Origin of the sequence: Shewanella sp. 10N.286.52.B9 (genome assembly GCF_002873635.1) — a bacterium.
Lineage (GTDB): Bacteria > Pseudomonadota > Gammaproteobacteria > Enterobacterales > Shewanellaceae > Shewanella.
The window spans coordinates 1-22,568 of the sequence record NZ_MCTY01000212.1 but is presented as its reverse complement, the minus strand read 5'-3'; the positions used below and the strand labels follow the sequence as shown (position 1 = coordinate 22,568).

17 protein-coding genes are annotated in these 22,568 nt (G+C 42.1%); 13 read left to right on the top strand and 4 right to left on the bottom strand.

Annotated features, from left to right (window positions below; genetic code table 11):
• Window positions 1-8: 8 nt before the first annotated feature.
• The 3 genes from BCU91_RS17575 to barA all read right to left on the bottom strand — a co-directional run bounded on the left by BCU91_RS17575 (window position 9) and on the right by barA (window position 4,715).
• Window positions 9-974 (bottom strand): AEC family transporter, encoded by a 966-nt coding sequence (locus BCU91_RS17575; RefSeq protein WP_102532031.1) that lies wholly within the window; start codon window positions 972-974, stop codon window positions 9-11.
• Window positions 975-1,279: 305 nt separating this feature from the next.
• On the bottom strand, window positions 1,280-1,894 hold the full coding sequence (locus tag BCU91_RS17570) for a YjaG family protein (RefSeq protein ID WP_076543013.1): 615 nt from the start codon (window positions 1,892-1,894) through the stop codon (window positions 1,280-1,282).
• Entirely contained in the window at window positions 1,884-4,715 is a 2,832-nt protein-coding gene (barA, locus tag BCU91_RS17565; RefSeq protein WP_102532030.1) for a two-component sensor histidine kinase BarA, read from the bottom strand. The genes BCU91_RS17570 and barA overlap by 11 nt, the downstream gene beginning before the upstream one ends.
• A gap of 102 nt (window positions 4,716-4,817) precedes the next feature.
• Here barA and rlmD point away from each other — a divergent pair, with 102 nt between their 5' ends.
• From rlmD to rpoS, 13 genes are all read left to right on the top strand, one after another.
• Entirely contained in the window at window positions 4,818-6,161 is a 1,344-nt protein-coding gene (rlmD, locus tag BCU91_RS17560; protein WP_102438064.1) for a 23S rRNA (uracil(1939)-C(5))-methyltransferase RlmD, read from the top strand.
• A gap of 215 nt (window positions 6,162-6,376) precedes the next feature.
• The gene (relA, locus tag BCU91_RS17555) at window positions 6,377-8,584 is read left to right on the top strand and encodes a GTP diphosphokinase (RefSeq protein WP_102438066.1); all 2,208 of its coding nucleotides are present in this window, start codon (window positions 6,377-6,379) and stop codon (window positions 8,582-8,584) included.
• Window positions 8,585-8,699: 115 nt separating this feature from the next.
• Window positions 8,700-9,548: a nucleoside triphosphate pyrophosphohydrolase gene (mazG, locus tag BCU91_RS17550; RefSeq protein WP_102532029.1), complete on the top strand. Its 849-nt coding sequence runs from the start codon at window positions 8,700-8,702 to the stop codon at window positions 9,546-9,548.
• 206 nt (window positions 9,549-9,754) lie between these two features.
• The gene (locus BCU91_RS17545) at window positions 9,755-11,392 is read left to right on the top strand and encodes a CTP synthase (RefSeq protein ID WP_102438070.1); all 1,638 of its coding nucleotides are present in this window, start codon (window positions 9,755-9,757) and stop codon (window positions 11,390-11,392) included.
• A gap of 252 nt (window positions 11,393-11,644) precedes the next feature.
• Window positions 11,645-12,946, top strand: coding sequence for a phosphopyruvate hydratase (gene eno / locus BCU91_RS17540; RefSeq protein ID WP_102438072.1), 1,302 nt, complete (start codon window positions 11,645-11,647; stop codon window positions 12,944-12,946).
• Window positions 12,947-13,036: 90 nt separating this feature from the next.
• Window positions 13,037-13,339 carry a cell division protein FtsB gene (gene ftsB, locus BCU91_RS17535; protein WP_102438074.1) on the top strand — a complete coding sequence of 101 codons (303 nt, stop codon included), beginning with the start codon at window positions 13,037-13,039 and terminating at the stop codon, window positions 13,337-13,339.
• A gap of 6 nt (window positions 13,340-13,345) precedes the next feature.
• Window positions 13,346-14,062 carry a 2-C-methyl-D-erythritol 4-phosphate cytidylyltransferase gene (gene ispD / locus BCU91_RS17530; RefSeq protein ID WP_102438076.1) on the top strand — a complete coding sequence of 239 codons (717 nt, stop codon included), beginning with the start codon at window positions 13,346-13,348 and terminating at the stop codon, window positions 14,060-14,062.
• Window positions 14,063-14,076: 14 nt separating this feature from the next.
• Window positions 14,077-14,556 (top strand): 2-C-methyl-D-erythritol 2,4-cyclodiphosphate synthase, encoded by a 480-nt coding sequence (gene ispF / locus BCU91_RS17525; RefSeq protein WP_102477224.1) that lies wholly within the window; start codon window positions 14,077-14,079, stop codon window positions 14,554-14,556.
• A 94-nt stretch (window positions 14,557-14,650) separates the two neighbouring features.
• Complete coding sequence (gene truD / locus BCU91_RS17520; protein ID WP_102532028.1) at window positions 14,651-15,769, top strand: tRNA pseudouridine(13) synthase TruD; 1,119 nt, start codon at window positions 14,651-14,653, stop codon at window positions 15,767-15,769.
• Between the two features lie 3 nt (window positions 15,770-15,772).
• Window positions 15,773-16,522 (top strand): 5'/3'-nucleotidase SurE, encoded by a 750-nt coding sequence (gene surE / locus BCU91_RS17515; protein WP_102438080.1) that lies wholly within the window; start codon window positions 15,773-15,775, stop codon window positions 16,520-16,522.
• Window positions 16,519-17,154: a protein-L-isoaspartate(D-aspartate) O-methyltransferase gene (locus BCU91_RS17510; protein ID WP_102438082.1), complete on the top strand. Its 636-nt coding sequence runs from the start codon at window positions 16,519-16,521 to the stop codon at window positions 17,152-17,154. The genes surE and BCU91_RS17510 overlap by 4 nt, the downstream gene beginning before the upstream one ends.
• Window positions 17,155-17,195: 41 nt before the next feature.
• Window positions 17,196-18,101 (top strand): peptidoglycan DD-metalloendopeptidase family protein, encoded by a 906-nt coding sequence (locus BCU91_RS17505; protein WP_102438084.1) that lies wholly within the window; start codon window positions 17,196-17,198, stop codon window positions 18,099-18,101.
• A gap of 76 nt (window positions 18,102-18,177) precedes the next feature.
• The gene (rpoS, locus tag BCU91_RS17500; protein ID WP_102532027.1) at window positions 18,178-19,158 is read left to right on the top strand and encodes an RNA polymerase sigma factor RpoS; all 981 of its coding nucleotides are present in this window, start codon (window positions 18,178-18,180) and stop codon (window positions 19,156-19,158) included.
• Window positions 19,159-19,735: 577 nt separating this feature from the next.
• On the opposite strand, the gene mutS is transcribed toward rpoS, so the two are convergent.
• Window positions 19,736-22,315 carry a DNA mismatch repair protein MutS gene (mutS, locus tag BCU91_RS17495; protein ID WP_102532026.1) on the bottom strand — a complete coding sequence of 860 codons (2,580 nt, stop codon included), beginning with the start codon at window positions 22,313-22,315 and terminating at the stop codon, window positions 19,736-19,738.
• Between the last annotated feature and the right edge of the window lie 253 nt (window positions 22,316-22,568).

Here is a 22,568-nt window from a genome sequence, read left to right as displayed (position 1 = left end):
TACGAGGATTAAACCAAGGCGCTTAAGATTTTTTCAATAATGGGCAAACTAATAAAGGTGGCTGTAGTGCTGATCAATGTGCACTTGGCACTTGATAAGGTATAGATTTGGTAACGCTGTGCCAGTAAGTAAACACTTGCTGCTGTCGGCAGTGCCGCCAGAATGACGCCCATAAAAACTAGCTCAGACTCCACCTTAAAATAGCTTAATAAAACATAGGCAAATAACGGCTGGACAATGAGTTTTAAACTATTCAGCAAGCTCATTTCAAGGGCGATATTATGTTTTTTAGGCCCAGCTTTTGCGCCGCGATGCATGGCTTTAGCTAACACCATGCCAATGGCAAATAAGGCGCAGGGGCTAGAGGTGTTTCCGATTAACCGAAACATCATGCTGATACTGTCAGGTAGGTTTATTTTGAGCGCTGATACCAATACCCCTAGGGCGCAACCAATAACGATGGGGTTGGTGATTAATGCGTTGAGCATAATCATAATAGGATGACGTTGTTGGGTTTTATTCACCGCAAGTTCCATGCTCACCAGTGCAAATGCGAACATGATAATGGACAGTAGACTGGCAATGGCTGCGGTGGCGATGGCTTGATTGTTATCAGGATACAAGTTCATCATTAAAGGGATCCCAATAAAGGCGGTATTACCAAAACTGGTGTTTAGGCCTCTAATTGCAGCTAGCGCGGGCTGTTTATTGTCTGCAAGGGTTGAGATGATCACTGTAATACAATATGTGCCCGCCATAGCGAGGCCAAAGGCGAATATAAATCCCCATTGCAGAATATCGTTAATGTCAGTTTCGGCCAGTGCAATAAATAAAATAGCAGGGAAGGCGATATAGTAGACGTATTTATTTAGCGCCGAGTCACTATCTTGGGGGAGTAATTTAAGTTTCTGGACACTAAAGCCAATAACCATGATGCCAAAAATAGCTATAAGTGGGGTTAGGATACTAGGCAAGCTTGATTCCTTTTTAGGACCTTGAATGACATATCAATAATGTGGGCGTTGGATATCTTACTTTAATGGCGCCAATAAGATATTAGATAAAGGTAAGGTATGAGATGAATCTAAGTTATTCAAATAAGTTAAGTTTTTAAATTAAACTAAGATAAGAAAAACTGCATAGATCTGATACGACAAGGAGGATGTAAATGTTGCCCATCAGGTTGGCATTAGAGTATAAAGCTATCTGTTAGCGGTATCTTTAATAAGGGCATGATGACAGGCCCTTATTAAAGAGTGCTATTGCTACTTTAAAAGTATCATTGCTGCAGACTGATGCCGATATTAGACACGCCAGCATCAATGATTTCTTTGCGTAATTCCTTAATGAATTCAGGTGTGATTTTTGTTGTTTCTTCAATCACATCTAATAACATTCCTTGTAAGTGCTTCTCTTCTTGCATTACAGGATGGTTAAATACGAACTCTTCTACAACATCTTCATTCATGACGTCTTCAAGTTCTTCAATGCTAATGGCTTCAATATAGTTGGCCACTGTACTTGATGATAATTTACTGACGTTGGTAATATCTTCTTCGATTTTAGCTTGTATGCCACCGAGTAAAGTCGATAACGCTACAGCAGCATCCATTGCAGGATAAACACCGTAGGCTTCAAAATCTGCAGGCTCAGGGGTATTTTCATCTAAACGCTGTAAGTGAATATCGTAATTAAACTTAAGCTTTTTATCGTATTGTGATTGCCAAAGTAAATCCAATACTGTGCTTAATACTTTAGGCTCGCCAAACTCACACACTTCGGAGAAAAGGGCGTAATTGGGCAGCATGCGCTGACATAGCGCGGTCGCAAAAAGTTGCTTTTGAGGTAATGACAGCGCTTTTAAACGCTTAAAAAAACCGGGTTTATTGCTCATAGGGAACATCCGCTGATAACTGTGATATCACTTGATTTACTGCTGATTCTACCTTAGTTAGCTCGTCAAGTAACTCAAGTATTTCAGGTTCTAAGTCTTCGATGTTGGTTTTGTGCTTTAACGCAGACTCTAATTCTTGGCAAAGTTTTTGGGTGTTGGGCACCCCACAATAACAACTCGCTCCATGAAGTTTATGCACGGTTTCCAGCATAAGCGAACTATTGCTGCTTTTTAATGCCGTTTCTATGTTGCTGACACTTTCAGGCAGTGAGTCCACCAACATTTGCAGCATCTCTAATGCTAAATCCGGTTTTTGATTGGTTTGTGCTAAGCACAGCTCCCAATTAAGGGTATGCATATCAAAGTGGGTAAATTTAGGTTTATTTATCCAGCGATCAATCACCCCTTTTAATGCCGCTTCATCAATGGGTTTTGGCAGATAACCGTCCATGCCGCTACCTAAAATTAATTCTCGCTCTTCAGCGATAGCGTGGGCTGTTACCGCAATAATAGGTGTATTGCGGTTAAGTGAGTCTTGGCGGATAAGTTTGGTTGCTGTAACCCCATCAGTGCCGGGCATTTGAATGTCCATAAAGATAACATCGAAGGCTTGTTTTTGGGCATAGCTCACGGCTTCATCACCGTTATTGACAGAGATGACATTAACCACCAACTCTTTCAGTAGGGTATCGATTAGCTTTAAGTTAGCAAGGTTGTCATCAACAGCAAGTACGCTCAAATTCTTGCGCTCATACACAGTCGCGGGTAGTGACTCGGTTAATAGCGCTGTTTGAGTGGGTGGATGAATTAAGTGGTTAGCCAACTCGTAGTCACTCACTGGCATACTGAGTAAAATATCGCTATTAGGCCTCAATGCTTGGTTTAATATTTTTTGCTGCTCGATGCAATCATGAAGCAAGACTAAACATGAGGTCTTTTCCCTCGCCATGCTTAAACAGCTTAATAACTGCTCTTTATCACTAAAGCCATGGCAGTTAAGCAGAATATAATCGTAATGCACTTTGCTTGATGAAAGCGTTGACTCTAAATGGCTAATTTGGCCAACAGTGGTTAAATGTAGCCCCCACGCTTCAAAGCGGCGATTGAGCATATCGCGGCTTAGCTCTCTTGATTCAAATAACAACAGGGTTTTATTACGTAAAGAGTCCAAATGCAGCACTTCACCAATATGAAACTGGCTTAATTCCAATGGCAGCATGAACCAAAATGTTGAGCCTTGATTTGGAATTGAGGTAAAGCCAATTTGGCCGCCCATTTGGTTAATCAAACGTTTGGTGATCACTAAGCCCAAGCCGGTACCACCAAAGCGGCGTGAAATAGACGAGTCTGCTTGGCCAAAGGCCTGGAACAGATATTCTTGCTGACTTTCATCAATACCAATACCGGTATCAATTACTTCACAGCGCAGGGTGATATTTTCATCTTTTTGGCCTACAAGATGAATTTTCAAAATAACGCTACCTTGATCGGTAAACTTAATCGCATTGCCCAATAGGTTCGTCATGATTTGTGCAACCCGCATCGCATCACCGCTGACACTTTCAGGCACGTTGTCGTCAATATCAATAATCAGTTCGATGTCTTTTTCTTGAGCGCTGCCGGCCACAATGCTGACGGTTTCAGAAATGGTTTCCCGCAGGGCGAATGGCATTTTCTCTAAGACCATTTTACCGGCTTCTAATTTGGAGAAATCCAGAATGTCATTAATGATCCCCAGTAAGTTACTGGCGCTTCGTTCAATGGTTTTTATGTAATCTAACTGACTTGAGTGCAGCGGCGTTTTAATTAACTGCCGAGAAAATCCAATCACACCGTTTAGTGGTGTTCTTAATTCATGGGACATATTTGCTAAGAACTCTGATTTAATGCGACTGGCTTCAAGGGCGCGCTTTTTGGCTAAATCAAGCTCGACGTTTTGGATTTCAATTTGTTCAAGGGTTTCCCGTAAATCGGAGGTCGCTTGGTCAATGTTTTGCTGCATTTCATCGTGATATTCTGACAATGAACTAGCCATGGCATTAATGCCGCGCTTAAGTAAATCTAGCTCGCCGATTAATTGTCCATCAAGACGGGTGTCTAACTTACCTTCACGAATTTTTGCTACTACTCTTACCATTTCAGTAATGGGGTAGTTAACATGCTTAACCAAACGGAATGTGAAAAACAGATTCAGCTGCACCCCAATTAATACAATGACAAATGCGGCAATGGCGGCACGGTGTTGCTCAAGTAAGGCATTTTCTTTATTGAGTAATATTGAGATATACCCCAATATTTGTTGCCCTTCAGCATTGGTGATAATTTTTCTTGGGCCGTTGGCGGGCGAAATTGTCACCCCTTGCGGGTTAGTTTGTTGATTAACGCCGGTATAAGACATAATCGGCACCCGTATCACCATGGTGTCGTCGATGGTTTCATACTGAGTCGAAATTAAAGACTTTAACGCTGCTGTATAGCGCATACTCTCAAAATCTTTATGGTAGTGAGATGTTACAAACAATTGATTTTCATCATCAAAAATAGCAATTGAGTGAATAAGGGCAGAGTTGTTTAATTGCGATGCTGCCAGTAAACGTTTGCTGGCTTCTCTGTCTTCAGTGACCAGTCCGAACTCGCTGGCAATGGCCAAAGGCTCGACAATACTTCTACCTTGATTGATTAAGGTCTCTTCGAGTTCATAAAAACGGTTTATGGTGAAGTAACTTCCAAGTAGAATACCCACCATGACCGTTGGCGCTAACGCAAGTACCAGTACCCAAGAGCGAAGACTGTATTTGGTCATGTTGTTAGCATTTTTCATCGTGAAGACATTATTCCTAAAGACTTTTTATCTATGATGAGGACTAGACTGCCAGAAACAGAGCCGTCTTGACTAGTCATTTATTCAATACCTGAGGCCAAAATGGCACAATTTTTTAAAGCAAAACCAAACAAAACTAAACAACTGTCGGCCAAGTTGACTTTAACGGTATCACAACTTGATCATCTCGGTGCAGGTATTGCTCAACATGACGGCAAAGTGGTATTTATTCCTGGGGCTCTGCCCGGTGAAACGGTAACCGCGCAATTAATTGAACAAAAGAAAAAGTACGCTAAAGCTAAGCTGCTTAAAATTCAAATCGCAACCGATAAAAGAGTCGCGGCGCAATGCCCTCATTATCAGCAATGTGGTGGCTGCGACTTACAACATATGAGCATTGATGCGCAGCGCGAATATAAGCAAGATGCACTACAAAATTTAATGGGTAAGTTAGCGGTCAATATTGATGACAAGATCATGACTTCAATGATAACCGGTGAGCAATGGCATTATCGTCGTCGCGCACGGCTAGCTACGTTATTTGATAAAAAGACGAAGCATTTACAATTAGGCTTTCGAGCTGCCAATAGCAATAATATCGTTGATATTAAGCAGTGCGATGTATTGGCTGTAGCATTGTCGGCATTGATTGAACCCTTCTCAAACGTGCTTAATCAGTTACAAGCTAAAATGACACTCGGTCACCTTGAACTCACTGAAGCTGAAAATGGCATATTTGCAGTACTTAGAATCACCAAAGCATTGAAAACCGATGATGAGCAGCGCCTGAAAGCGTTTGCTTTGGAGCATCAAATACAGTTGTTAGTGCAAGATAATGATGGCGAACTGCGTTCGCTAGTCAGTGACGATCATATTGAATTACCCAAATATTTGTTAGCTAACGGCCAAGTCGAATGTCGATTTAGCCCGGGAAATTTTGTGCAGGTCAATGCTGATATTAACCAGCGTATGGTCGCACAGGCCATCGAGTGGCTAGATCCACAACAAGATGAACGAATTTTGGATTTATTTTGTGGGGTAGGTAATTTTAGTTTGCCCCTTGCTACCCAAGCCGCTGATGTTATTGGTGTTGAAGGCGTACCTGAAATGGTTACGCAGGCGAAACAAAATGCTGCTGATAACAACTTAACCAACCTGAGTTTTTTTCACGCTGATTTAAGTGCGGATTTATCTCAAGCCTCTTGGCTGGGTAAAATTGATAAACTATTGCTCGATCCTGCCAGAGCGGGGGCGTATGAAAGTTTGCAATGGTTATCTAAAATGAAGCCTAAAAAAGTGGTGTATGTGTCATGTAATCCGGCAAGTTTAGCCAGAGACAGCCAAGTATTAATCGAACAAGGCTATCAGCTTAAAAAACTAACCATGTTGGATATGTTTCCACAAACTCATCATATCGAAGCGATGGCATTGTTTGAAATTAAATAACTTGCTGCGCTGGCGTGGCAAACCAGTAAAATCAACTGTTTTTACTGCCAACTCAAACAGAAATACTGTTTGAAGATGACATTTTTTAAATTGATTAATATTAATTTGACATAAATAACTGAATGCTCAAGATGAAAGCATTAGAGTAAATAACACATCAACACAGATTCAGTTATTTGTACGCGTAAAAGTCAGTACCAATAAGGAAGTTAATTATGGTCTCAGTTCGAGAAGCACATTTTAATCTAGCCGATTTTAATATCGACGAATGGGTTATGCGTTATATCGATAACGCCGAAGAAGCCCTATTGTTACGGGATCTGATCCTGTATCTAGATATGTTGCCAACGAAATCTCCCGATGTACATCGGGCCTTGCTTGAGCGCGCCCGTGAAATGGTGGAAATTCTAGCGCCATTGAATATGGATATCGAGACCTTACAAGCTTCATTATTATTTATTGCTCATGATGCCGGTATTTTATCAATTGAAACAATTGAAGAAAAATATGGCGCTAGCTTAAGCAAGCTAGTGGCAAGCGTGGTGACCATGGAGGCTATTGGCGCCTTAAAAGTCAGTCCTGACTCTCGAACCGCCGAGCCGCAAATCGATAATATTCGTAAAATGTTATTGGCCATGGTCGAAGATGTACGCGCGGTAGTGGTTAAGCTTGCTGAGCGGGTAGCGCTACTTCGTGAAGTTAAAAATGCCGATGAAGAAACCCGGGTATTGTTGGCAAGAGAAGTGGTCGATATCTACGGCCCGCTTGCCAACCGTTTAGGAATTGGGCAATTAAAGTGGGAATTAGAAGATATCTCGTTTCGCTACCTGCACCCGACAGTTTACAAAGATATTGCCAAACAGTTAGATGGTAAACGTGTCGACAGAGAAGTGTTTATCGATAAGTTTGTTACCCAGCTGCAACAGCGTCTGGATAATGACCAAATTCGCGCGAAAGTCTATGGCCGCCCGAAACACATCTATAGCATCTGGCGTAAGATGAAAGGCAAAGACTTGAAGTTTGATGAGCTGTTTGATGTGCGCGCGGTGCGTATTGTCACAGAACGCCTCCAAGATTGTTATGGTGCTTTAGGTGTCGTGCATACCCTTTGGCATCATATTCCCCGTGAGTTTGATGATTATGTGGCCAACCCTAAACCCAATGGTTACCAATCAATTCATACCGTGGTCGTTGGCCCTGAAGGTAAAACGGTAGAGATTCAAATTCGTACTGAAGCTATGCATCAGGACTCAGAACTTGGGGTCGCAGCCCATTGGAAGTACAAAGAAGGCTCTGCTGGTGGCAAGCAAAGTGGCTATGAAGAAAAAATTAATTGGCTACGTAAAATTTTGCTGTGGCAAGAAGATGTTGCTGAAACCGGAAACCTGGTTGATGAAGTCCGCAGCCAAGTATTTGAGGACAGAGTCTATGTGTTTACCCCTAATGGCGAAGTGGTTGATTTACCATTAGGCTCCACCGTGCTCGATTTTGCTTACTACATTCATTCCCATGTGGGCCATAAATGTATTGGCGCCAAAGTCGATGGCCGTATTGTGCCCTTTACTTATCAAGTTGAAACCGGTGAGCGTATTGAAATCATTACCTCAAAGCATCCTAATCCGAAGCGCGATTGGTTAAATCCAAATTTAGGCTACATCAAGTCGTCTCGCTCTCGCTCGAAAATTCAGCATTGGTTCAAGCAGCAAGACCGCGATAAAAACATGGTGGCAGGGAAAGAATTACTTGAGGCTGAACTTAACCGTGTCTCACTTCATTTAAAAGATGCCAAAGTTGCGGTTGAGCGCTTTAATATGAACTCCATGGATGACATGTTAGCGGCTATTGGTGGCGGTGATTTACGCTTAAACCAAGTGGTGAATTACATTGAAACCAGTTTACGCAAAACTGAAGTGACCGAACAAGAGATTGTTGAAGAGCTCATTAAACGCTCGAATCCGAAACCAGCCCGTAAAGGCAAAGGTCAGGTAGAAGTAAATGGTGTTGGTAATTTATTAAGCCATATTGCCAGCTGCTGTAAACCGGTACCGGGTGATGAAATTTTTGGTTATATCACCATGGGCCGCGGCGTGTCAGTGCACCGCAGTGACTGCTCACAGGTTAAAGAGCTAATGCGCGCCCATCCAGAGCGCAGTGTCGAAGTGGTGTGGGGAGAAAACTATTCTGGCGGTTATCGGATTAAAGTACGGGTGATAGCTCATGATCGCAGTGGTTTACTGCGAGATGTCACCACAGTACTGGCGGCTGAAAAGTCCAATGTGATGGCAATGAGTTCAACCTCTGATGAAAAAAACCAAACCGCTACCGTTGAGCTAGAACTTGAACTGTATAACCTCGATGGCTTGTCACGGATATTATCAAAATTAGGCCAAGTTGAAGGTGTGACCGAAGCCAGACGATTATAGTATTAAATCCCAACGGCGCACTTTAGTGTCAAAAGATAAGGTGATAAATCGAAAGGTTTGTCACCTTTATTTTAACTTATCAGCCAGTTTAGGCCATATCATTGAGAAATAGACCATGTCAGCAAATACCCTAAAGCAAGCTAACGATATTATGCAGCCTTTATTAACGATTATGGAAAAACTGCGGGATCCTGAAACGGGTTGCCCTTGGGATAAACAGCAAAGCTTCGAGACTATTGTTCCTTTTACCCTTGAAGAAGCTTATGAGGTTGCCGATGCCATCGAGCAAGCTGATTTAGATTCGCTGCCAGATGAGCTGGGTGATTTGTTGTTTCAGGTGGTGTTTTACTGTCAGCTCGGTAAAGAACAAGGCTTATTTGATTTTGCCACTGTGGTGGATAAAATTTGCGACAAATTAACCAGAAGACATCCCCATGTGTTTAGCGGCGACAACCTTGGCACTAGCGCTGAACAAGTCAAACTTGTTTGGGATGAAATTAAGCAGCAAGAAAGGCTCGCGAAAAGCCAACACTCGATACTTGATGACATTCCAGTAGCAATGCCAGCACTGAACCGAGCGATAAAAATTCAAAAGCGGGTTGCAAAGGTGGGCTTTGATTGGGCTGATTTAGCCCCTGTGGTGGCAAAGGTTCATGAAGAAATCGATGAGGTCATGGCAGAGGCGCAGCACTTAGAAGCCAATAAAGACGAATATTACCCCAAGGTGGTTGATGAAATGGGCGACTTATTATTTGCTGTTGCCAATATGGCAAGACACTTAGGGGTTGAGCCAGAGCAGGCATTAAGGCTTGCTAATCAGAAGTTTGAACGTCGCTTTAAAGGGGTAGAGCAATATGCTGCACAAAGTGGCAAGGCGTTTGAACAGCACTCACTTGAAGAGCTCGATAGCTATTGGGATCAAGTTAAAATGGCAGAGAAAAGTCAGCAGCTTAGTAAAGATTAATCTGCGCACTTGGCAAACATTAGGATGATATTGAATTCAACGCTATGAAAATTAGGGTTAAATTATGACCATGATTTAACTTTGGCTTAATATCAATTTTATGCGTTTATTGTTTGTTGTTAGCGCGCTATTTTGGTAGAATGTCGCCCCGTCCTAGTGCTTTCTTACAAGCACGTTATTTTCAATCTCACATTCTCAGGTTCAGCATGACTACAAGGTATATCTTCGTTACTGGTGGCGTTGTTTCATCACTAGGTAAAGGCATTGCAGCAGCTTCATTAGCAGCAATTTTAGAGGCGCGTGGCCTCAATGTAACCATTATGAAACTTGACCCATACATTAACGTTGACCCTGGCACCATGAGCCCGACTCAGCATGGTGAAGTATTCGTTACTGAAGATGGTGCTGAAACCGATTTAGACTTAGGTCATTACGAGCGTTTCATTCGAACCAAGATGAACCGTCGTAATAACTTCACTACCGGTCGTATCTACGAGCAAGTGCTACGTAAAGAGCGTCGTGGTGATTATTTAGGTGCCACCATTCAGGTGATCCCGCACATCACTAATGCAATTAAAGAAAAAGTACTTGAAGGCGGCGAAGGTCACGATGTTGCTATCGTAGAAATTGGCGGCACAGTAGGCGATATCGAGTCATTGCCTTTCTTAGAGTCAATTCGTCAATTAGGTGCTGAGCTAGGACGTGATCGCACATTATTCATGCATTTAACCTTAGTGCCGTTCTTAGGTGCTGCAGGTGAAATTAAAACTAAGCCAACACAACACTCTGTTAAAGAATTGCGTTCAATTGGTATCGCGCCAGACGTATTAGTTTGTCGTGGCGACCGTGCTATTCCTGCTAATGAAAAAGCGAAAATCTCGCTATTTTGTAATGTAGAAGAAAAAGCCGTTATCTCATTAAAAGATGTCGACAGTATTTATAAGATCCCAGCGTTATTGCGCTCTCAAGGTCTTGATGAGTTAGTGGTTAAACGTTTTGGTATCGATTGTAATGATGCTGATTTGTCTGAGTGGGAAAATGTTATTTATCAAGAAGCTAATCCAAATGGTGAAATTACCATTGGTATGGTGGGTAAATACATCGAACTACCAGATGCTTATAAGTCTGTGAATGAAGCACTTAAGCATGCAGGCCTTAAAAACCGCCTAACAGTGAATATTCAGTATGTTGATTCACAAACAGTAGAAGCTAAAGGCGCTGAAGTACTAGAAGGTTTAGACGGTATTTTGGTTCCTGGTGGCTTCGGTGAGCGTGGTGTTGAAGGTAAAATCTTTGCGGCGCAATATGCCCGTGAAAATAACATTCCATACTTTGGTATTTGTTTAGGTATGCAAGTGGCATTGATCGAGTTTGCTCGACACGTTGCTAAACTTGAAGGGGCTCATTCAACTGAGTTTAAACCAGAAACAGAACATCCAGTCATTGGTCTGATCACAGAATGGATCAATGAAGAAGGTAATGTTGAGCTGCGCCATGAAGCGTCAGATTTAGGTGGCACTATGCGTTTAGGCGCACAGTTATGTCATTTAGCTGAAGGTTCTAAAGCCGCTGCAGCATATAACTCTACTACTTGTGTTGAACGTCATCGTCACCGTTTTGAAGTGAACAACAACTATGTTGAGCGCTTAGAAAAAGCTGGCCTGGTATTTAGTGGTTTGTCATCAGATCGCAAATTAGTGGAAATGATTGAGCTTCCTAATCACCCTTGGTTTGTAGCAGGTCAATTCCACCCTGAATTCACTTCAACACCTCGTGATGGTCATCCATTATTTGAAGGTTTTGTTGCTGCTGCTGCGATTCATCAAAAAGGTGAAGCTGAGTAATTAAAAATAAAGCCACTGATAATCATATCAGTGGCTTTTTTTTATCTGGTCAATTTTTTATCTGCTAATTAATAGATGTGACCTAGGTAGTTGCCGCTTAACGATAATCGGTCTATGCTATGGCTTCAGTTGACCTTTTATTACCAAACTGAAAGTGAAATACCAATAATTGCGCAATTATTAATAAATTGTCGGTGTTTATTGGTATTGATTTTCTATTTTAATATTTAACTTACATATATTGAGGGAATTATGGCTAACATTATTAACGTCATTGGTCGTGAAATCATGGATTCACGCGGTAACCCAACGGTAGAAGCTGAGGTTCACCTTGCTGACGGTTCTATCGGTATGGCTGCTGCACCATCGGGTGCATCAACAGGTTCTCGTGAAGCACTTGAATTACGTGATGGCGACAAAGCACGTTACTTAGGTAAAGGTGTTCTTAAAGCTGTTGAAGCTGTAAATGGCCCAATCGCTGAAGCGTTAAAGGGTAAAGATGCACTAGCACAAGCTGAGCTTGATCAAATCATGATTGACTTAGATGGCACAGAAAACAAAGCTAAGTTTGGCGCAAACGCTATCCTAGCTGTTTCTCTTGCTGCTGCTAAAGCGGCTGCTGTTTCTAAGAAAGTACCTTTATACGCTCACATTGCTGATCTAAACGGTACTTCTGGTGTTTACTCTATGCCTCTTCCAATGATGAACATCATCAATGGTGGTGAGCACGCTGATAACTCAGTAGACATTCAAGAATTCATGATCCAGCCTGTTGGCGCAGCTAACTTCCGTGAAGGCCTTCGTATGGGCGCTGAAGTATTCCATAGCCTTGCTAAAGTTCTTAAAGCTGGTGGCCACTCGACTGCTGTTGGTGATGAAGGTGGTTTCGCGCCAAACCTTGAGTCTAACGAAGCTGCACTTGCTGCAATCAAAGTGGCTGTTGCAAACGCAGGTTACGAGCTAGGTAAAGACATTACCTTAGCGATGGATTGTGCTGCATCTGAGTTCTTTGATAAAGAAGCCAACATCTACGATCTTAAAGGTGAAGGCAAGAAATTCACCTCTGAAGAGTTTAACTACTTCCTTAAAGATTTGACTGAACAGTACCCAATCGTATCTATCGAAGACGGTCTTGACGAGTCTGACTGGGATGGTTTCGCACACCAAACTAAGCTTCTAGGTGATAAAATTCAATTAGTAGGTGACGATTTATTCGTAACTAACACTAAGATCCTTAAGCGTGGTATCGACAACGGTATTGCTAACTCAATCCTAATCAAATTTAACCAAATTGGTTCGTTAACTGAAACGTTAGCAGCAATCAAAATGGCTAAAGATGCGGGTTTCACCGTGGTTATCTCTCATCGCTCAGGTGAAACTGAAGATGCAACTATTGCAGATCTTGCTGTAGGTACTGCTGCTGGCCAAATCAAAACCGGTTCATTAAGCCGCTCTGATCGCGTTGCTAAGTACAACCAACTGCTACGTATCGAAGAAGCATTAGGCTCAAAAGCACCGTATAACGGTCTTAAAGAAGTCAAAGGCCAAGGTTAATTTTCCTTGAGCTAAAAAAAGGCCACCACTAGGTGGCCTTTTTTGTTGTACTATAGTGGGATTAATCATTAATTTCGCCACATTATACCTATGAAAAGCCTATTACTATTACTTTTGATCTTAGTCGGTTTATTACAGTATCGATTATGGCTGGGCGAAAATAATTTATCCCAATATATGAATCTGAAAAAACAGATTGCCAGCCAACAAGCCAGTAACGATAAACTCATCGCTAGAAATCAAATTTTAAAAGCGGAAATCATCGATTTAAAACGCGGCACAGAAGCGATTGAAGAACGTGCTCGAAATGAGTTAGGCATGGTAAAAGAAGGTGAAACTTTTTATCGCGTCGTTGGCAACAACCCTCGAAACAATGCTACTTTTGGTCAATAACATCCTATGAACGTTGAGAATCAATCTGTTATCGCGATTGTCCCTGCTGCCGGTATTGGTGCAAGGATGGGGGCGACTATTCCTAAACAATATTTAGCTCTAGGTGAGCAAAGCATCTTAGCCCACACCTTAGATAGCTTGATTACTCATAAAAGAATCAAGCAAGTTATCGTAGCGCTGCACCCTGAAGACACCTTTTTTGCGACTTTATCTCAAGCAAACCACCCTAAAGTGAGCACGGTTATAGGCGGTCAAGAACGTGCAGATTCTGTATTGCGTGCTTTAGTGTCGATTGACAAAGAAACCATGGAGTCTAATTGGGCATTAGTCCATGATGCCGCGAGACCTTGCTTAACCCACAGCGATATCGATAAATTACTTAATGCTAGAGTTGACTGCCCACAAGGCGCGATTCTAGCCATGCCGGTGCGAGACACCATGAAGCGCTGTGCTAACTCAACTAATCTAATTAGTGAAACAGTATCACGTGACCATCTTTGGCATGCATTAACGCCGCAACTGTTTCCCTGCAAAAGCTTGCAGCAACATTTAAGTGATGCACTTAAACAAGGCGTGCAAATTACCGATGAAGCTAGCGCCATGGAGTGGGCTGGTGTTACCCCTGGTTTAGTCACTGGCCGCGCAGACAATATTAAAGTTACTCACCCTGATGACTTGCAGTTAGCAGCGCTGTTTTTATCTCACATAAATTCTCAAAAATAACGGTTATTATGATGTTGAATATACGCATTGGTCATGGTTTTGATGTACATAAATTTGGTAGCGATAAACCGCTGATCCTTGGTGGTGTTACTGTGCCATACGAAACAGGTTTAATTGCTCACTCTGATGGTGATGTAGTGTTGCATGCAGTAAGTGACGCCATACTTGGTGCCATGGCTTTAGGTGATATAGGTAAACATTTCCCTGATACCGATGCCGAGTTTGAAGGTGCTGATAGCAGAGTATTATTGCGCCATTGTGTTTCATTGGCACAAGCTAAACAATTTAATATAGGTAACCTTGATGTCACTGTTATTGCGCAAGCGCCAAAAATGTTGCCACACATTGAAGCCATTAGACAATGTCTGGCTGAAGACCTATGTACCCATATCGATAATATTAATGTGAAAGCCACCACCACCGAAAAACTGGGCTTTACAGGCCGCAAAGAAGGCATCGCAGTTGAGTCGGTCGTCCTTATGGTGCGAGATTAACACTGATAAACGACGATATTACGTCTATTAACGTCACGTAAGCTAATTGCACTCAATAGCTGCAATTACATCATTAGCTCATTTGAGAAGAAACATGACTCCGTTATTTTATTTATTTGGTAAGCCTGATTGCACTGCAGATCTACGCACAGTAAACAGTGACTTTATCGTTAAAGAAATGCTGCCTTTTAGCCCAACTGGCGAAGGCGAGCATCATATGATCCATGTTCGTAAAGATGGCTTAAATACCACGCAAGTGGCAGAAATTTTAGCTAAGTTTGCCAAAGTGCATCAAAAAGAAGTGACATACGCAGGCCAAAAAGACCGAAACGCTGTGACAGAGCAATGGTTTGGGGTGCGTATTCCAGGGAAAGAAACCCCTGATTGGCAATCGCTGTCTGATGAGCACTTAACCATCTTATCAAGCCAACGCCATAGTAAAAAACTGCGTATTGGCGCACTGCTGGGTAATCGGTTTGAACTGATTTTACGAAATGTGTCCGATAAAGCAGTGCTTGAGCAACGGATTTTAAAAGTGGCTGAAATAGGCGTACCTAACTATTTTGGAGAGCAGCGTTTTGGCCATAAAGGTAAAAACTTAGTTTTCGGCCAGCAAATGCTCGCGGGTAAAAAAGTTAAAGATAGAAAAAAACGCAGCATGTATTTATCTGCAGTGCGCTCTAATGTGTTTAACACTGCTGTGTCGTACCGTTTAAGTAAAAATGGTATTGCGCCTATTAATGGTGATTGTGTCATGTTAGCGGGCAGTAAAAGTTTTTTTGTCGCGCAGACATGGGATGAGGCCACAATGAAGCGTTTAGCTGACAATGACATTCAATTGTCTGCGCCATTGTGGGGCAGAGGCGAACTCCCCACTCAAGGGCTTGCATCAGTAGTTGAACAAGCTGCATTAGCTGAGTTAAGCACCGATTTAACCGGGCTTGAGCAAGCGGGTTTAGAGCAAGAACGTCGACCATTATTATTAAAGCCTCAAGCGCTAAAATACCGGTTTGAAGATGATGATGTGTTAGTCATCGAGTTTATTTTACCAGCAGGTAGCTATGCGACCTCAGTATTGCGTGAGCTACTGGATTATCAAGATGTTCAAGAAGTGCAGCGACAACAAATGGTGGCAATGCAGCAGAAAGAGCAAGCGCAGCAATTTGCAAATAGCGTTACAAATGACGCAACTAAAAGCACTCTAGAAGGTTAAGTGATGATTAACATATTGGTCAGCAATGATGACGGCGTTACAGCTCCAGGGATCAAAGCCCTAGCGGCAGAGTTAACCAAAATTGCTAATGTGTTAGTCGTGGCGCCTGATAGGAATTGTTCAGCAGCCAGTAATTCTTTGACCTTGACTAATCCATTAAGAATTAATAACTTAGAAAATGGCGCTATTGCTGTCAATGGCACACCGTCAGATTGTGTCCATTTAGCCATTAGAGAATTATGTCCAGTAGAGCCTGATATTGTGGTGTCAGGCATTAATGCTGGGGCGAATATGGGTGATGATACCCTGTACTCAGGTACGGTAGCCGCAGCAATGGAAGGACGCTTTTTAGGCCTACCTGCGATAGCGGTATCATTAGTGGGCAAAGAATTACGTCATTACGATAGTGCAGCAATCTATGCCGCTAAAATAGTGCAAGGTTTACTTGAGCATCCTATTAATAACGATCAAATATTAAATGTAAATGTGCCCGATTTACCGCTAGAACAAATCAAAGGCATGAGAATTACTCGCTTAGGCTCAAGACATAAAGCTGAAGGCATGATCAAAACTCAAGATCCTGCAGGAAGAGATATATATTGGCTTGGGCCTCCGGGCAAAGAACAAGATGCTAGCGCTGATACAGACTTTGGTACAGTTGAACAAGGTTATGTTTCAATTACTCCGCTAACGGTCGACTTAACTGCGTATGATCAGCTTGCTGACTTAGAAAACTGGATTAATAAACTATGAGCCAGGTAGCTTCAACTGTTGCCCTTAATTTAGCCAAAAAACTGCATGAAGCAGGGATCCGTAATCACACTGTGTTGCAGGCGGTATCAAATACCCCAAGGGAGTTATTTCTCGATGGGGCATTAGCCCATAAAGCTTACGAGAATACCGCTTTACCTATTGGGCAAGGCCAAACTATCTCTCAGCCTTATATTGTCGCTAGAATGACGGAGTTATTACTACAACATAACCCTGCTAGAGTGCTTGAAATTGGTACTGGTTCAGGTTACCAGGCAGCGATTTTAGCGCAACTGGTACCTCAGCTTTGCACAATTGAGCGGATCAAGGCGCTACAAATTCAAGCGAGACAACGTTTAAAGCGCTTAGATTTACATAATGTGTCTTTTAAATATGGTGACGGTTGGAAAGGTTGGACCAATAAAGGCCCATTTGATGCCATTATGGTAACAGCAGCTGCAGCATCGGTACCTGAAGCATTATTGGCGCAACTGGCTGAAGACGGCGTGCTAGTGATCCCTGTTGGCGAAGACTCGCAGCAGTTATTAAAAATCACTCGTAAACAAAATGAGTTTCAATCACAAATTATCGAAGCGGTTAAGTTTGTACCGTTAATCAATGGCGACTTAGCTTAACAGTGATGCAAGGGCGATATTTCAAAAGTATGATGGAGACAATGTTGAAGTGTCGTAATTGGCCTTGGGTTACAATTTTACTGCTGTTTATTTCAGGGTGTAGCTTTCAAGCTCACAACCCTGCACCCGTTACGAGTATTTCGAGTAATGCTGGTCAAAAATTTAATAAAGGCTCTATTACCTCTGGCAGTTACAAGGTAAAACGCGGTGATACTCTTTACTCAATTTCATGGGGCGCTGGGCAAGATTTTAATAAAATCGCTCAATATAATGGCTTAAAAGCACCTTATACCATCTATCCAGGACAAACATTAAAACTCACCAAGCCACAGCGCACTAAGCCTGCAGCCAAGCCTGCACCAAAACCGGTCGCTGTAGCGAACACCAAGTCAAAGCCTGCTAATAAAACGGTTGCAAAACAAACTTCAGCACAAAAAAAGCCAGCGACAACGACAAATCAAAATAGTACAAAAAAAGAGCTTGATCACAAAGCTAAGCCTGCGTATTCTGTAAAAACTACCCAAGACAAAACGGTTCAAATAGCGAAAAAATCTGTTTCAACCTTGCCAGATAAAGTAAGTCAGTGGAACTGGCCGACAAAAGGTAAGATTGTAGGTTATTTCTCTAGTACTCAGCAGGGCAATCAAGGCATAAAAATCGCTGGTTCCAGAGGCGATATTATCAAGGCTGCAGCTGATGGAAGAGTTGTTTATGCAGGTAATGCACTTCGGGGCTATGGCAATTTGGTCATTATTAAACACAATGATGATTATTTAAGTGCTTATGCTCATGCAGATGCAATATTGGTCAAAGAAAAGCAATATGTAAATGCTGGACAGACAGTTGCGAAAATGGGTAGTACAGGGACTAATCAGGTGATGTTGCATTTTGAAATTCGTCTCCATGGTAAGTCAGTAAACCCATTAAATTATTTACCTAAACGTTAACTGTTTAGTTCACATTAAAACGGAGAATACGCGCACGAAAATAACTTAATTTTTATCCGGTTTGGGAGAGCACCATATGAGCCAGAAACAAAATACTGCGGTAGCAGAAGAGCTTATGGATTTAGCTAAACAACCACAAGAGATTGCGCTGAAGGAGGCAAAAAATGCCAAGTCAGCACAGCAATCCGACACTGACCAACAAGTTCAAGATGATCTTCAGAAGAATCTTGACGCCACTCAACTATATTTAGGTGAGATCGGTTTTTCCCCTTTGCTTAGTGCAGAAGAAGAAGTCTTCTTTTCACGTAAAGCACTCAAAGGCTGCGAGAAGTCTCGTAACCGCATGATAGAAAGTAATCTAAGATTGGTCGTAAAAATTGCCAGAAGGTATAACAACCGAGGATTAGCATTACTGGATCTTATCGAAGAAGGTAATCTAGGGCTTATTCGAGCAGTCGAAAAGTTTGATCCGGAAAGAGGGTTTCGTTTTTCAACCTACGCGACTTGGTGGATTAGACAAACCATCGAAAGAGCGATCATGAATCAAACTCGGACCATTCGTTTGCCTATTCATGTGGTTAAAGAGCTTAATGTATACTTGCGAACGGCAAGACAGCTTGCGCAAAAACTTGATCATGAGCCGACGGCAGAAGAAATCGCAGACAAATTAGATGTCTCTACTAGCGATGTCAGTCGAATGCTAAAACTAAACGAAAAAATCACCTCTGTAGATACCCCACTAGGCGGGGATAACGATAAAGCATTGTTAGATGTTATTGCAGATGATGATTCAGTTGGACCAGATTATAAAGTACAGGATGAAGACTTATCTAATTCAATTGTCGGTTGGTTAAATGAGCTAAATACTAAGCAAAGAGAAGTATTAGCACGACGTTTTGGTTTATTAGGTTATGAACCATCGACGTTAGAAAACGTAGGGGCTGAAATTGGCTTAACACGGGAACGTGTGCGTCAAATTCAAGTCGAAGCGTTAAAGCGTTTGAAAGATGTATTAGGGGCACAAGGCCTATCAGTCGAAGCGTTATTTAGAAATTAACGCCAACCTTTTAAGCGATTAATTTACGCTTAGGGTTATTTACCTTTGAGGACACGAGTTGTCCTTTTTTGTTGGCTTTTTTTTACTCACTTTTATAGAGCCTGAGCATTATGATAGTTAATGGAGCTAGGTTCTAAGTATTAGTTATGAGTACTTAATCATTATAATTGTAATGAATGAGCCGTTTTAAATAGCCCATTCAGATTTTACACTGAGCACAATTGCGCTCATCATTTACAAGTTTGATAGCCTTTTTAGTCCATAAAGCATATCAATTGCTTGTTTAGAGCAGTAATCATCAGGATTGACTTTAGGTTCTAAGTGTTAGTAAAGGGGACTAATTATTGTAATGAATGGGCCGTGATAAACAGCCCATTCAGATTTTACACTGAGCACAATTGCGCTCATCATTTACAAGTTTGATAGCCTTTTTAGTTCATAAAGCATATCAATTGCTTGTTTAGATCAGTAATCATCAGGATTGACTTTAGGTTCTAAGTGTTAGTTAAATTGTAGTGAATGGGCTGTGATAAACAGCCCATTCAGATGTTACACTGAGCACAATTGCGCTCATCACTTACAAGTTTGATAGCCTTTTTAGTTCATAAAGCATATCAAGTGCTTGTTTAGGGCTGTAATCATCAGGATTGATTTGACTGAGTTTTTCAGTCGCAGCATTCGCTTCAGCTTCAGGGATAGATAAATTTAATGCTTCTTGAATTGGCATTTGCTGGCTATTGGCCAAATCTCTACTTTCTAGCATATGCAGTTTTTGTTTAGCCGCTTTGATCACATGGGCTGGAACACCCGCTAAAGAGGCCACCTGTAAACCATAGCTCTTACTTGCCGCGCCATCTTGCACTGCATGCATAAAGGCAATAGTGTCACCATGTTCGATAGCATCTAAGTGCACATTCGCTGCTGATGGGATCTGTTCCGGCAATTGAGTCAGTTCAAAGTAATGGGTGGCAAATAGCGTTAATGCCGCCACTTTTTCGGCTAAGTATTCTGCCGCTGACCAGGCTAAAGATAAACCATCATAGGTTGAGGTGCCGCGGCCAATTTCATCCATTAACACTAAACTTTTGGCCGTTGCGTTATGTAAAATATTGGCGGTTTCAGTCATTTCTACCATGAAGGTTGAGCGCCCTGATGCTAAATCATCGGAAGCACCAATACGGGTAAATATTCTATCTATTGGACCTATCACTGCTTTTTGTGCCGGAACAAAGCTGCCGATATGTGCCATTAAGGTGATTAATGCCACTTGGCGCATGTAAGTCGATTTACCGCCCATATTAGGGCCAGTAACCACTAGCATTCTTCTTGAAGGTGCTAATTGCACCGGGTTGGCAATGAATGGACTTTGGCTGACTAGCTCAACTACCGGATGGCGACCAGCTTCAATATGAATACCAATCTCGTGAGTGATTAGCGGGCAATTATAGCCAAGGGTTTCAGCTCGTTCGGCGAAATTACTTAATACATCCAACTCTGCTGCGGACTGAGCAAATAGCTGTAACTCATGTAGTTTCGGTAGTAATAAATCAAACAGTTCTTCCCATAGTTTTTTCTCAATGGCCAACGCCTTGCCCTGACTTGAAAGTACTTTTTCTTCGTACTCTTTAAGTTCTGGGGTGATATAACGTTCAGTATTTTTTAAGGTTTGACGGCGTTGATAGCTTAACGGCACTTGATCAGATTGTAGGCGGCTGACTTCAATATAATAACCGTGCACACGGTTATAGCCGACTTTAAGGGAATTAATGCCTGTTTGCTCTTTTTCTCGCAGCTCCATTTGCACTAAATAGTCATTAGCGCCTTCACTTAAACCGCGCCACTCATCAAGCTCGGCGTTATAGCCAGTTTTAATGACTCCACCATCACGAATAAGCATGGGTGGATTATCAACAATCGCTGAGGCTAAAAGCTGTTGCTGCTCAGGGAATTCTCCTAGTTTTCGCGCCAGAGTCTTCAGTTCATCTTGCTGACAATGGCTTAAGGTTTGCTGGATTTCAGGCAGCAATTCTAATGCTTGGCGTAAACGGGCAAAATCACGTGGTCGTGCACTTCTTATGGCAAGCCTTGCCATAATGCGCTCGATATCACCTAAAGCTTTCAGTTGTTGGTGTAAGTCGGCATACAAACCGCTATCAATTAGCTCGGCAACCGCTTGTTGGCGCTGATGAATATGCTGCTGGTTTCTTAATGGTTGGTGGATCCAGCGTTGCAGCATTCGACTGCCCATAGGTGTTGCCGTCTTATCTAGCACCCAAGCAAGTGTATTGTCACGCTGGCCCGACAGGTTCAAAGTTAATTCAAGGTTGCGTCTGGTCGCAGCATCTAAAATGATAGTATCAGCTTGATTAAAAAGGGTAATGCTATTGATGTGCGGCAAAGCTGTCTTTTGGGTGTCTTTGACATATTGCATTAAGCAGCCAGCAGCTTGCAGTGATAAGCGAGCATCTGTAATGCCAAAGCCATGTAAATCTTTCGTGCCAAATTGCTCCAGCAATAGCTGTATGCTGGTATCGTAATCAAATTCCCATTCTGGGCGGCGACGAATACCTTTAATGTTTTCAATTAAATGCACATCGACTAAGTCTTCGCTGTAAAGTAGCTCTGCAGGGCTGGTGCGTTGTAATTCAGCTTCTAATGTCTCAGCGTTTTCTAATTCGACTACCACGAAACGCCCTGATGACACATCTAAAGTTGAGTAGCCGAAACCATTTTTACCTTGATAAACCGCAGCTAACAGATTGTCTTGACGCTCTTGCAGTAAGGCTTCATCAGTTAAGGTGCCAGGCGTTACTATACGGACAACTTTGCGCTCAACCGGACCTTTACTTGTAGCAGGATCGCCAATTTGTTCACAAATAGCTGCTGATTGACCAATTTGGACTAATTTAGCCAAATAGCCTTCAACAGAGTGGTAGGGAATACCTGCCATAGGGATGGCATTACCACCACTTTTGCCTCTAGCGGTCAACGAAATTCCTAAAAATTCAGAAGCAAGTTTGGCATCTTCATAAAATAATTCATAAAAATCTCCCATACGATAAAACAACAACATATCGGGATGCTGCGCTTTAAGCGTCAAATATTGGCGCATCATCGGAGTGTGCTTTTCTAAATTTGGATTTTCAATTGCTGTCATTAATTTGTTGCTCTAAATATGGCTTGGGGATCGGAAAAAAGACCAATACTAATCGGCGCTCATCTTAGCAATAATTGATTTGAATCCCAATAGAGTTACTCATTTAGCGCGGTTCTGAACTGCTATTATCGAGTTGAAAGAGTATAACTATTGGCTTATTTGTCAGATGGTTAACATATTGAAACCACTGTATACAGTAGTCTTTATATACAGTGGTGTAGAAGTTTTAATTATATTTTTACTTATAAGGTAT

What these genes read in the sequence shown, in the direction of transcription:
- ftsB (WP_102438074.1), top strand. Translation starts at nt 13,037, where the DNA reads ATGAAAAGCCTATTACTATTACTTTTGATCTTAGTCGGTTTATTACAG.
- rpoS (WP_102532027.1), top strand. Translation starts at nt 18,178, where the DNA reads ATGAGCCAGAAACAAAATACTGCGGTAGCAGAAGAGCTTATGGATTTA.
- mazG (WP_102532029.1), top strand. Translation starts at nt 8,700, where the DNA reads ATGTCAGCAAATACCCTAAAGCAAGCTAACGATATTATGCAGCCTTTA.
- BCU91_RS17545 (WP_102438070.1), top strand. Translation starts at nt 9,755, where the DNA reads ATGACTACAAGGTATATCTTCGTTACTGGTGGCGTTGTTTCATCACTA.
- truD (WP_102532028.1), top strand. Translation starts at nt 14,651, where the DNA reads ATGACTCCGTTATTTTATTTATTTGGTAAGCCTGATTGCACTGCAGAT.
- mutS (WP_102532026.1), bottom strand. Translation starts at nt 22,315, where the DNA reads ATGACAGCAATTGAAAATCCAAATTTAGAAAAGCACACTCCGATGATG.
- rlmD (WP_102438064.1), top strand. Translation starts at nt 4,818, where the DNA reads ATGGCACAATTTTTTAAAGCAAAACCAAACAAAACTAAACAACTGTCG.
- barA (WP_102532030.1), bottom strand. Translation starts at nt 4,715, where the DNA reads ATGAAAAATGCTAACAACATGACCAAATACAGTCTTCGCTCTTGGGTA.
- surE (WP_102438080.1), top strand. Translation starts at nt 15,773, where the DNA reads ATGATTAACATATTGGTCAGCAATGATGACGGCGTTACAGCTCCAGGG.
- BCU91_RS17505 (WP_102438084.1), top strand. Translation starts at nt 17,196, where the DNA reads ATGTTGAAGTGTCGTAATTGGCCTTGGGTTACAATTTTACTGCTGTTT.
- BCU91_RS17570 (WP_076543013.1), bottom strand. Translation starts at nt 1,894, where the DNA reads ATGAGCAATAAACCCGGTTTTTTTAAGCGTTTAAAAGCGCTGTCATTA.
- ispD (WP_102438076.1), top strand. Translation starts at nt 13,346, where the DNA reads ATGAACGTTGAGAATCAATCTGTTATCGCGATTGTCCCTGCTGCCGGT.
- eno (WP_102438072.1), top strand. Translation starts at nt 11,645, where the DNA reads ATGGCTAACATTATTAACGTCATTGGTCGTGAAATCATGGATTCACGC.
- relA (WP_102438066.1), top strand. Translation starts at nt 6,377, where the DNA reads ATGGTCTCAGTTCGAGAAGCACATTTTAATCTAGCCGATTTTAATATC.
- BCU91_RS17510 (WP_102438082.1), top strand. Translation starts at nt 16,519, where the DNA reads ATGAGCCAGGTAGCTTCAACTGTTGCCCTTAATTTAGCCAAAAAACTG.